Raw genomic sequence first — 11,337 nt, forward strand, 5'->3', positions numbered from 1 at the left:
TCTAACTCAAACAGCGCAGAGTGGCTAACATCTCTCTATTGCTTTAGGTTACGTTTTGCTGAACAAATGATAAACAAAAGATCATGTTTGTTAACAATTAGGTATGATGGAATAATACTGAGCAAGTCCTTATTGTTGCACATGATGAATATGAACGATTGTCAAAGGATGTTATGACACGACAAAACTTACCATCAATTCTCATTATTTTTGCTCATCCTGATCCTGATGAGTCCGTTGCTAATCGCGCAATGTTGCAAGACATTGAGCTATTAGGTCACGTTACTGTGCATGATTTATATGCCACGTACCCCGATTTCTTTATCGATGTTGTCGCAGAGCATGAGCTGATCGCGAGTCACGACATCATTATTTTCCAGCATCCGCTCTATATGTATTCCTGCCCATCATTGTTGAAAGAGTGGTTTGATAGAGTGTTAAGCAAAGGCTTCGCTCACGGTGACGGTAATGAAACCGTGGGTAAATATTGGCGCTCGGTGATCACGACTGGCGGTGGAGCAGAAGCTTATAGTCCAGATGGTTATAACCGTTATGGTATTGATACCATTTTAAAGCCATTTGAAATTTGTGCTGATCTTTGCCAAATGCATTGGTTACCGCCACTTATCTTGCACTGGGCAAGACGCGTCACGCAGGATGAATTAAACCAACATGCACGCGCATACCAATCATGGTTAGCGAACCCTTTGATTATTGAGCCTCGAATTAGCTTAACGAAGAAGGAGACCAACAATGACCAATGATTTCCTTGTTCTAAGTGTGGTTTTTTTGGCCGCAGCTATTATTGCCGTCCCTTTGGCGCAAAAGCTTGGCTTAGGTTCAGTGTTAGGCTATTTGATTGCGGGTATTGCCATTGGCCCTTGGGGCTTAGGCTTGATCTCCGATGTTGATGCTATCCTCCATTTCTCTGAATTTGGCGTTGTGTTGTTACTGTTTCTGATTGGTTTAGAGCTTAATCCGAAAACACTGTGGCAAATGCGTAAACCCATTTTAGGGTTAGGTGGTGGGCAGGTGGTGATCACCAGTGGGGTTATTGCCGTAGTGGTTATGAGCTTTAATGGCTTTTTACCTTTGTTGACGTGGCGCGATTCAGCCGTGATTGGCATGGGGCTGGCGTTATCTTCAACAGCAATTGCACTACGTGTAATAGAAGAGCAGCAATTATCAGGAAGTGAAACTGGGCAATCGGGTTTTGCGGTACTGTTATTTCAAGATATAGCAGTGATCCCAATGCTTGCCTTACTCCCAGCTCTCGCTGGCGGTAAAGGGGGGAGTTGGAATGATGCATTTTGGATGTTAGGTGGTATCGCCGTATTACTTGTCGGTGGACATTTTTTACTTCGTCCACTGTTTCGTTATGTGGTGATGAGTGGTGTTCGTGAACTGTTTAATGTTGCGGCATTACTGTTAGTGCTTGGTATTGCATTGATTATGCAGGCGCTTGGATTATCCATGGCGTTAGGGGCATTCTTAGCGGGGGTGCTATTAGCTGAGAGCGAATATCGCCATGAATTAGAAATTGCGATAGAGCCGTTTAAAGGGTTATTACTGGGGCTGTTTTTTATCTCAGTGGGTATGGCGGTAAATATTGGGTTACTGTGGCAATATCCATTACAGATTTTAGCCGCGGTATTAGCATTAATCGCAGTAAAAGGCATCGTGCTCTATCTTTTAGCCCGGATATTTGGCGTAAGAGAAAAGTCACGTAGTCAGATGGCGGCGATTTTAAGTCAGGGGGGTGAGTTTGCGTTTGTCTTGTTTACTGCCGCTCGTGCTGAAGGTTTACTCGATGCGCAATTATTAGCTTTCTTGCTGGTGGTTGTAAGTATATCAATGATGACAACGCCGCTCGTATTAACGCTTCAAAATCGCTGGTTTGTGCGAAGCTTCAAAGCGAGTGAGCAACCGGAGCCAGAGTCGGATATTGTTGATCGTGCACCTCGTGTCATCATTACGGGGTTTGGACGCTTTGGACAAGTTATAGGACGATTACTGTTTGCTAATAAAATTAAAGTGACTGTACTTGAGCGAGATCCGAGCCAAATCCAATTTTTACGCAAGTTCGGTTATAAAGTTTTTTACGGTGATGCTACTCAGTTAGATTTGCTCCGCGCTGCAGGGGCAGATAATGCGGAAGCTATTATTATCTGTACTGATGCACCGACAGAAGTCATGGAAGTGGTGGCTATGTGTCAGCAACATTTCCCGCACTTAAAAATATTAGCGCGGGCGAGAAGTCGTGTTGAAGCGCATCAATTACTAGGTCAAGGTGTTGAATGTTTCTCACGTGAAACTTTTGCTGGTGCTCTTGATTTAGGTCGCCAAGCCCTCATATCTTTAGGTATGCATCCGTATAAAGCGAAACGTGCAGAGGCACATTTTCGTAAAATAGATACACAAGCCTTACGGGACCTATTGCCGCAGCATAGTGAAGACGTCAATTTAGCATCAAGGCAAAAAGAAGCCCGTAAAGAGTTAGAAGAAATTTTCGATCGTGAAATGCGAGGTGAGGAAGAGCGCCATCATGGTTGGGATTAAGCTAGCGCTTGTGTGATGATCAAGGAAAGAGCAGGATGATAAAAAAACGATTTATCGCAGGGGCTGCATGCCCTAGTTGTCAAACCATCGATACTTTACGCTGGTGGCAACAAGATGATGTTGAATATGTCGAGTGTGTGGCTTGTGATCATGCAGATACACGGGTGCCACAATCGGTACAAGAAAGTGAACAACTTTCGTCAACGACCAAACAACAAGTGATAGGTGTTTTCAAGCCTGACTAATACGGAATTAGCATCATTGCCATATTATCCTGTATGATGTCGAGCAAAACTTATCACCCCAAGCTCAAATTTTGGAGTAAACATGAAAGTCGCTAAAGACACAGTAGTAAGCTTAGCTTACCAAGTGAAAACTGAAGATGGTGTAGTTGTAGATCAATCAACAGTTGAAGCTCCACTTGATTACCTTCACGGTCATAACAATCTAATTCCTGGCCTTGAAGCAGCGCTTGAAGGTCATGTAGCTGGCGACAAGTTCGAAGTAACTGTTGCTCCTGCTGACGCTTACGGCGAGCACATGGACGAAATGGTTCAACGTGTTCCTGCAAACGTATTCCAAGGTGTTGATGAAATTACTGTTGGTATGCGTTTCCTAGCAGATACTGATCAAGGTCCAATCCCTGTTGAAGTAACTGAAGTTGATGGCGATCACGTAGTTGTTGATGGTAACCACATGCTAGCTGGTCAAACGCTAGGTTTTGATGTTGAAGTTGTTGCAGTACGCGCAGCGACTGAAGAAGAAATTGCACACGGTCACCTACATCAAGGTGGTGGTTGTTGTGGCGGCGAAGGCGGTTGTGGCGATCACGGTAACAGTGACGAAGGTTGCTGCGGTGGCGAAGAGAAAGGCGGTTGCTGCTCTCACTAATATCATTTGATGATATCAATAAAAAAGGAAGCTTAGGCTTCCTTTTTTGTTTTCATTTTTTAGTCAAACACGATTAATAGTGTGGCGGCGGAGTTTCTTCCGACTCGCTAGCCATATTTGGTGCTTGCATGCCTTTTACCTTACCCACTAAAAATCTCATCTGAACTTCCATGCGGTCAATCATGAACTGTTGTTTGGTAAGGGCATCATTAAGATCATCAATAGTTTGCTCTTGAAAGGCTTGTTTCATTTCAAGTTCATCAATACGGTGTTGTAATTGTTCAATCTCAGTCATGGTCGTTTTCAATCGGTTGACCAGGCTTGGGCAAATCCAGATGATGATCCAGAGATGACGTTACCTGTTGGGCTAATAGCGACATCATACACCACTGCTGTAGCGGGTCGAGTGTCTTGCTGACGTTCCGCCTTCCAACTACCGATATTTTTCCCATCCGATGTTTGCCATAACTCCACTCGGCGTGAGGGAGTGCCAGTTGCCACCATTGAACCATCATCAGAAAAACGCGCACTCGAAAGGGTTTGTTGGCGAAGGGTAATATCTAGTTCTGATATTTTCTTGCCGTTGGTTAAATCCCAAATAAAGACGTCATTGGTGCCATCGGCCGTCAGGGCAAATTTTCCATCTCGTTGTAGTGCGACTCGAGTAATGCGACTTTTATGAGGGAAACCATACAAGATTTGTCCTGTTCGGGTATCCCATAAATAGCCATTATGATCATTGCCGCCGGATAGCGCGTAACGGCCATTAGGCGAGAGAGCGACACTATTAACTTTCTCTTGATGAGCTAAAAACTCAAGTCGTCTTCCTGTGCTAATATTGATAAATAAGGCTTTACCATTACTTAGCGCTAATAAGATGTCGTCGCCATTATTGGCAATAGCGACATCTCTAATGGTAGTGTCATCAATCGACCATAAACCTTGTGCTTGGGACCAGCCAAGATCCCAAATAGCAAAATTTTGTGCTGTGGCCGTGATAGCAAAACGTTTATTGTCAGAAATATGGCTACTTATCACCGTACTGTGATGTTGATCTTGAGAACCAAAATCAGCTAACTTTTTGTTTTGATGTAAGTCCCATAGCACGATACCTTGTTCGATTGCAGCAACTATTGCAAAACGACCATCTCGGCTAAGGCTAAAACTGGTTGCACCTTGTGGGGCTAATTGCCAGCGTTGGACTTCTGAGCCAGAAAAGAAACAACCACTCAAGGTCAAAGTGGATAAAAATAAACAAAATGAAAAAAAAGTTTTATACATTAAGCTCTTGTTCCGCTTGCATAGGGTAACTAGTAGAGTAAATTAGTCTGATTAAATAACTGAACTGACATGCTTTTTACAGTTACTTAATCAAATGCTAGTAGTATATTGTTATAACTTTATTTTCATACTCATTCTAAAAAGTACAGTTAAAAAATGAGGCATTGCCTCACTGACTGATGGAGAAATACATGAAACCTGTTCTAAAGATGTCTGTATTGGCAGCAACAATTTTCCTCGCTGTTGGTTGTCAGGATGATAATAAAGCAGACACCAATAAGCCTGCTGAACCTGCGAAAGTAGAGCAGGTTGCTGCTAAGACTCCAGCTGCTGATGCTAAAGTTGAATTTAAAACTGAAAATCAAAAAGCAGCTTATGCAATTGGTGCATCACTGGCGCAATACCTATCAGCCAACCTTGATCAGCAAAAAGAGCTAGGTCTAGACCTAAATCGTCAAGACGTACTTCAAGGTGTTGAAGATGTATTTGCGGGTAAGAGTCGTTTAACGCAAGAGCAAACCCAACAAGCGCTTCAAGAACTTGACCAGCGCGTAGCTAAAATTGTTGAAGAAAAAGCAAAAGCTGAAGCTGAGAAAAACATAAAAGCTGGTGAAGAGTTCCGTACTAAGTTCTCGAAAGAAGCGGGTGTTGTAACAACTAAAACCGGCCTAATGTACAAGATTGAGAAAGAAGGTACAGGTCCAAAACCAACAGCAACCGATACAGTTGAAGTAAATTACAAAGGCATGCTAACTGACGGTACCGTATTTGACAGTTCTTACCAGCGTAATCAACCTGCCACTTTCCCTTTAAATCAAGTAATCCCTGGTTGGACTGAAGGCGTTCAGCTAATGCCTGTAGGTTCAAAGTTTGAGTTTGTTATTCCGCCACAACTTGCTTACGGCGCTCAAGCAAACCCAAGCATTCCAGCTAATTCAACATTGGTATTCCAAGTTGAGCTACTAAGTATTAAAGGTGATAAAACTGCAAAACCTGCAGCGGCACCAGCTGAAAAACCAGCAGCTACAGAGACAAAAACACAATAGTTGAGCAATATTTACCAATAAATATGCTGATAAATATCAAGACCCGACTTATGTCGGGTCTTTTCTTTTTAATTATCTGATAAACTTACTAGCAATATTTTAAATTTTATTGATTCTATTTAATACATAAGTTGAATGTATAAGTCGTATTAATAGTATTGATTGCAACATGGAAGATTGAAAAGTGGTTTCAACTGATAACTTTGGTTCAGAGGTGATGGTCGACAGTGATATCGTCGATAGCCGAATCTTCTCTGAGCATGATTATATTATTCTTCGCTCTTATGAAGCCGTTGTTGATGGTTTAGCAGCGTTAATTGGTCCCTTTTGTGAAATCGTGCTCCATTCATTAGCCGATCTCAACACCTCTGCGATTAAGATTGCTAACGGAGAAAATACCGGCCGTAAAGTTGGCTCGCCAATCACTGATCTTGCATTACGCATGCTACGCGATATTGAAGGTTCTGAGCGCAATTTTTCTCGTGCTTATTTCACCCGTGCTAAAGGTGGTGACTTAATGAAGTCAATCACGATTGCCATTCGTAACGGTGAAAATAATATCATTGGCTTACTGTGTATAAACGTTAATTTAGATGCCCCTTTCTCTCAAATTCTGCAGTCGTTTATGCCTACTGATGAAGCTAAACAAGCGGCATCAACCGTTAACTTTGCCAGCGATGTTGATGAGCTCGTTGATCAAACGGTAGAACGTACTATCGAAGAAATTAATGCAGATAAAAACGTATCAAATAATGCCAAAAACCGTCAAATCGTGATGGAGTTGTTTGATAAAGGCATTTTCGATATTAAAGATGCGATTAATCGTGTTGCAGATCGTTTAAATATCTCCAAACACACTGTGTATCTGTATATTCGCCAGCGAAAAACCGAGGATGGTGAGAAGTGAGCTTAACTTACGCTATCGTGGTCAATGGTCCTGCATACGGAAACCAAACCTCACGTTCAGCTTATCAATTTGCAAGTGCATTAATTGAAGAAGGACACGTATTACAACGCGTGTTTTTTTATCAAGATGGCGTGTTAAATGGCTCTGCATTAACGGCACCAGCATCCGATGAATTTGATCTTGTGGCGGCATGGCAAGCATTAGCTAAAACGCATAATGTTGAATTGCAAACCTGTGTGGCTGCCGCATTGCGTCGCGGTATTGTCAGTGAACAAGAAGCAGAGCAAAACCAATTATCTGCTGTCAATCTTGCAGATGGCTTTGAACAGGTAGGGCTTGGTGGTCTTGCTGAAGTCTTGTTAACGGCAGATCGCGTCATACAATTTTAGTGGTATAGATATGAATTCACTGGGCTTTATCTTTAGAACTTCACCACATGGCAACAATAGTGGGCGAGAAGGGCTAGATGCTGTATTGGCAAGTTCGGCTTATACTGAAGAGTTGTCACTGTATTTTATTGATGATGGCGTATTTCAGTTATTAAAACAGCAGCAGCCACAAGCAATTTTAAGTCGAGATTATATTGCGACATTTAAAATGCTTGAACTTTATGATGTTGAAAATATTTATGTGAATGCTGAATCACTCCGTGCGCGCGGACTAACAACAGATGATTTGATCATCGATGTGATTGTTTGTGAACAAGCACAATTAATAGAAAAAATGCATCAATGTCGACAACTTCTTACATTTTGAGGTCGTAATGCTTCATACCGTTACTCGCTCACCCTATCAAAGCCAATCTTTGGTCCAATGTTTAGCATATGTTGCCGCTGGTGATGAAATATTGCTGTTAGAAGATGCTGTGATCGCCAGTTTGGCAAAAAATAATTATTTAAATGTAATAAAAAATATTGGCGTAAAAATTTATTTACTTGAGGCTGATCTCATTGCACGTGGATTGCAAGGTAAATGTGATGAGAATCTTAATGTTATTGATTATAAAGGCTTTGTTTCGTTAACCGTTAAGCATGAGCAGCATATGAAATGGGCGTGAATAAGTATGATATTAGCCTTGAAAGTGATAAAAAACGGATTGTTTAAGAAATGATCACTTGATTGATCGTTGGTTAGATCTTGACACCCTAGGGTGCGATGCCTAAAATTTCGCGTCCTCCTGTTGTTGGGAGGCAGATTTTTCACCTTACGAAAGTAATATTCAGGAGCTATTTAATGGCAACTATTAACCAGTTGGTACGTAAGCCACGTGCTAAGCAAGTTGTAAAAAGCAACGTGCCAGCACTAGAAGCGTGCCCACAAAAACGTGGTGTATGTACTCGTGTTTACACTACTACACCTAAAAAACCGAACTCAGCATTACGTAAAGTATGTCGTGTTCGTCTAACAAACGGTTTCGAAGTAACATCATACATCGGCGGTGAAGGTCACAACCTTCAGGAGCACTCAGTTGTTCTTATCCGCGGTGGTCGTGTTAAAGACTTACCGGGTGTTCGTTACCACACTGTTCGTGGTGCACTTGACTGTGCAGGCGTTAATGACCGTAAACAAGGTCGTTCTAAGTACGGTGTGAAGCGTCCTAAGTCTTAATGGATTCCGTTAAGTAAGGCCAAACACTAAAATTATTTAATTTTGAAGAAACTGAAAAGTTTTGGATAACCTGAAGAAGACAACGGAGATAATCCATGCCACGTCGTCGCGTAATCGGTCAGCGTAAGATCCTTCCAGATCCTAAATTCAAATCAGAATTGCTGGCAAAATTCGTTAACATCCTTATGGTTGACGGTAAAAAATCTACTGCAGAAAAAATTGTTTACTCTGCACTAGAAACTATGGCTGAGCGTTCTGGTGAAGAACACCTAGCTGTATTTGAAAAAGCTCTTGAAAATGTACGTCCAGCGGTAGAAGTTAAGTCTCGCCGTGTGGGTGGTTCAACTTACCAGGTGCCTGTAGAAGTACGTCCAGTACGTCGTAATGCACTAGCTATGCGTTGGTTAGTTGAAGCTGCGCGTAAGCGTGGTGAAAAATCTATGGCTCAGCGTCTAGCAGGCGAAATGCTTGATGCGGCTGACAACAAAGGTTCTGCTGTTAAGAAACGTGAAGACGTTCACCGTATGGCAGATGCGAACAAAGCGTTCGCACATTACCGCTGGTAATATAGCTGGTAATACCGCTTGGGCACGGCAGGTTTTCCTGCTGTGCCTAAACCATATTCTAAGGTTCACCTTAGTAAGAGGATACAACCGTGGCACGCAAAACGCCTATCGAGCGCTACCGTAATATTGGTATCTGTGCTCACGTTGACGCCGGTAAAACAACAACGACCGAGCGCATCCTGTTTTATACAGGCCTATCTCACAAGATTGGTGAAGTACACGACGGCGCTGCTACTATGGATTGGATGGAGCAGGAGCAAGAACGTGGCATCACGATCACCTCTGCTGCAACAACCACCTTTTGGCGCGGTATGGACAAGCAGTTCGACGAGCACCGAATCAACATCATTGATACTCCAGGACACGTAGACTTCACCATTGAAGTTGAACGTTCACTACGTGTATTAGATGGTGCTGTTGTTGTGTTCTGTGGTTCTTCAGGTGTAGAGCCTCAGTCAGAGACTGTATGGCGTCAAGCTGATAGATACGAAGTACCACGCATGGTTTTCGTTAACAAGATGGACCGTACTGGTGCCGATTTCCTTCGCGTTATCGAGCAAATTAAAACCCGTCTTGGCGCAAACCCAGTACCTATTCAACTGAATATTGGTGCTGAAGATGAATTTAAAGGTGTAATTGACCTGATCAAAATGAAGGCCATTAACTGGTCAGAAGTTGATCAAGGGACTAGTTTTACCTATGAAGACATTCCTGCTGAGTTATTAGAAGAAGCAGAAGAATGGCGCATGAATTTAGTTGAGTCTGCCGCTGAAGCGAATGACGAACTAATGGATAAATACCTTGAAGAAGGCGAACTGACTGAAGCTGAAATTAAAGCTGGTCTTCGTCAACGTACACTCAACAACGAAATCGTACTCGCGACTTGTGGTTCTGCATTCAAGAACAAAGGTGTTCAGGCAGTACTTGATGCAGTTGTTGATTTCCTTCCTTCACCAACAGAAGTAAAAGCAATTACTGGTGAAGATGAAAACGGTAACCCTGTTGAACGTCACTCAGATGACAATGAACCTTTTGCAGCTCTTGCGTTCAAAATTGCAACAGACCCGTTTGTAGGTACGTTAACATTCATGCGTGTTTATTCTGGTGTTGTAAATTCAGGTGATACTGTCTTTAACAGCATTAAAGATAAACGTGAACGTTTAGGTCGCATTGTTCAAATGCATGCGAATAAGCGTGAAGAGGTCAAAGAAGTGCGTGCTGGCGATATCGCTGCAGCTATTGGCCTTAAATTTGCGACAACAGGTGACACCCTATGTGATCAAAATCATAAAGTGATTCTTGAGCGCATGGACTTCCCTGAACCAGTAATTCAGATCGTTGTTGAGCCTCGTTCAACAGCCGATCAGGATAAGATGGCAATCGCGCTAGAAAAATTAGCGATGGAAGATCCATCTTTCCGAGTAGAAATTGATAATGAATCTGGCCAGACATTAATTTCTGGTATGGGTGAACTTCACCTTGATATCATTGTTGATCGAATGAAACGTGAATTTAGCGTTGACTGTAATGTGGGTAACCCACAAGTTGCTTACCGTGAAAGTATTCGTGGTACAACGGAAGTCGAAGGTAAATTCATTCGCCAAGCTGGTGAAACGGGTGGGCGTAATCAATATGGTCACGTTTGCTTACGATTAGAACCAACTGAGCCTGGTGAAGGTTTCGTATTCGTAGATGAAATCGTGAATGGTAGCGTGCCGAAAGAGTATATCACGGCTGCTGCGATTGGTATCGAAGAACAAATGAAGAGTGGTGTGCTTGCTGGCTACCCAATGGTTGATGTTAAAGCAACGCTGTTCGACGGTTCATTCCACGAAACTGATTCTAACGATATTGCATTTAAAATCGCAGGTTCAATGGCATTAAGACAAGGTGCGCTACAAGCAAACCCTGTATTGCTTGAGCCTATGATGAAAGTTGAAATTACCACGCCTGAAGATTGGATGGGTGATGTTGTTGGCGATCTTAACCGTCGTCGCGGCATGATCGAAGGTATGGACGAAGGCAATGCGGGTATTAAAATTATTCGTGCACAAGTTCCATTATCGGCAATGTTTGGCTATGCAACTGATTTGCGTTCAGCAACACAAGGCCGTGCGTCTTATTCTATGGAGTTTAGCGAGTACGCTGAAATGCCAAAGAATGTTACTGACAAAATTATTGCAGAACGTAACTAATTTCATTATTGCGTCGATGGCTATTGACGCATAAAATACAAACTTCAGAGCCGTCCCCGACCTAGTAGGGGGCGTATCTTAACTAGGAAGGAACACAATTGTGTCTAAAGAAAAATTTGAACGCGTAAAACCGCACGTAAACGTTGGTACTATCGGTCACGTTGACCACGGTAAAACAACTCTAACTGCTGCTATCTGTACTACACTTTCAAAAGTGTACGGTGGTGCTGCTCGTGACTTCGCATCAATCGATAACGCTCCAGAAGAGCGTGAGCGCGGTATCA

Annotated in this window: 15 protein-coding genes; 13 read left to right on the plus strand and 2 right to left on the minus strand. The window is 42.6% G+C overall.

All coding sequences use genetic code 11. The features are described 5' to 3' along the window. The first annotated feature begins 173 nt into the window (after positions 1 to 173). The 4 genes from kefG to slyD all read left to right on the plus strand — a co-directional run bounded on the left by kefG (position 174) and on the right by slyD (position 3,450). A complete protein-coding gene (kefG, locus tag C9J45_RS10335; RefSeq protein WP_107207511.1) occupies positions 174 to 764 on the plus strand; it encodes a glutathione-regulated potassium-efflux system ancillary protein KefG in 591 nt (196 codons plus the stop codon). Continuing rightward, the gene (gene kefB, locus C9J45_RS10340; protein ID WP_107292502.1) at positions 754 to 2,559 is read left to right on the plus strand and encodes a glutathione-regulated potassium-efflux system protein KefB; all 1,806 of its coding nucleotides are present in this window, start codon (positions 754 to 756) and stop codon (positions 2,557 to 2,559) included. The genes kefG and kefB overlap by 11 nt, the downstream gene beginning before the upstream one ends. A 35-nt stretch (positions 2,560 to 2,594) precedes the next feature. Beyond that, entirely contained in the window at positions 2,595 to 2,804 is a 210-nt protein-coding gene (locus tag C9J45_RS10345; RefSeq protein ID WP_107207513.1) for a YheV family putative zinc ribbon protein, read from the plus strand. Between the two features lie 82 nt (positions 2,805 to 2,886). Beyond that, positions 2,887 to 3,450: a peptidylprolyl isomerase gene (slyD, locus tag C9J45_RS10350; protein ID WP_107207514.1), complete on the plus strand. Its 564-nt coding sequence runs from the start codon at positions 2,887 to 2,889 to the stop codon at positions 3,448 to 3,450. Between the two features lie 73 nt (positions 3,451 to 3,523). Here slyD and C9J45_RS10355 read toward each other — a convergent pair whose 3' ends face one another. Next, the gene (locus C9J45_RS10355; protein WP_005371779.1) at positions 3,524 to 3,745 is read right to left on the minus strand and encodes a SlyX family protein; all 222 of its coding nucleotides are present in this window, start codon (positions 3,743 to 3,745) and stop codon (positions 3,524 to 3,526) included. Between the two features lie 8 nt (positions 3,746 to 3,753). After that, on the minus strand, positions 3,754 to 4,731 hold the full coding sequence (locus C9J45_RS10360; RefSeq protein WP_107207515.1) for a WD40 repeat domain-containing protein: 978 nt from the start codon (positions 4,729 to 4,731) through the stop codon (positions 3,754 to 3,756). A gap of 191 nt (positions 4,732 to 4,922) precedes the next feature. On the opposite strand from C9J45_RS10360, the gene fkpA reads away from it, so the two are divergent. The 9 genes from fkpA to C9J45_RS10405 all read left to right on the plus strand — a co-directional run. Continuing rightward, entirely contained in the window at positions 4,923 to 5,777 is an 855-nt protein-coding gene (fkpA, locus tag C9J45_RS10365) for an FKBP-type peptidyl-prolyl cis-trans isomerase (RefSeq protein WP_107207516.1), read from the plus strand. 184 nt (positions 5,778 to 5,961) lie between these two features. Next, positions 5,962 to 6,684, plus strand: a complete 723-nt coding sequence (locus tag C9J45_RS10370) for a transcriptional regulator (protein ID WP_005371773.1) — start codon at positions 5,962 to 5,964, stop codon at positions 6,682 to 6,684. After that, complete coding sequence (gene tusD, locus C9J45_RS10375; RefSeq protein ID WP_107292503.1) at positions 6,681 to 7,073, plus strand: sulfurtransferase complex subunit TusD; 393 nt, start codon at positions 6,681 to 6,683, stop codon at positions 7,071 to 7,073. The genes C9J45_RS10370 and tusD overlap by 4 nt, the downstream gene beginning before the upstream one ends. A gap of 10 nt (positions 7,074 to 7,083) precedes the next feature. Continuing rightward, positions 7,084 to 7,440, plus strand: a complete 357-nt coding sequence (gene tusC, locus C9J45_RS10380) for a sulfurtransferase complex subunit TusC (RefSeq protein ID WP_005371769.1) — start codon at positions 7,084 to 7,086, stop codon at positions 7,438 to 7,440. Between the two features lie 7 nt (positions 7,441 to 7,447). Further along, on the plus strand, positions 7,448 to 7,741 hold the full coding sequence (gene tusB / locus C9J45_RS10385; RefSeq protein WP_107260663.1) for a sulfurtransferase complex subunit TusB: 294 nt from the start codon (positions 7,448 to 7,450) through the stop codon (positions 7,739 to 7,741). Between the two features lie 176 nt (positions 7,742 to 7,917). After that, complete coding sequence (gene rpsL / locus C9J45_RS10390; protein WP_004399892.1) at positions 7,918 to 8,292, plus strand: 30S ribosomal protein S12; 375 nt, start codon at positions 7,918 to 7,920, stop codon at positions 8,290 to 8,292. Between the two features lie 95 nt (positions 8,293 to 8,387). Then, positions 8,388 to 8,858 carry a 30S ribosomal protein S7 gene (gene rpsG / locus C9J45_RS10395; RefSeq protein ID WP_005371760.1) on the plus strand — a complete coding sequence of 157 codons (471 nt, stop codon included), beginning with the start codon at positions 8,388 to 8,390 and terminating at the stop codon, positions 8,856 to 8,858. 89 nt (positions 8,859 to 8,947) lie between these two features. Further along, complete coding sequence (gene fusA, locus C9J45_RS10400) at positions 8,948 to 11,053, plus strand: elongation factor G (protein ID WP_107207519.1); 2,106 nt, start codon at positions 8,948 to 8,950, stop codon at positions 11,051 to 11,053. Between the two features lie 100 nt (positions 11,054 to 11,153). Further along, positions 11,154 to 11,337, plus strand: a 184-nt coding sequence (locus C9J45_RS10405) for a GTP-binding protein (RefSeq protein WP_233217677.1), incomplete at its 3' end; no start/stop codon positions are given.

The sequence above is a fragment of the Photobacterium sp. GB-1 genome (assembly GCF_003026165.1).
GTDB lineage: Bacteria > Pseudomonadota > Gammaproteobacteria > Enterobacterales > Vibrionaceae > Photobacterium.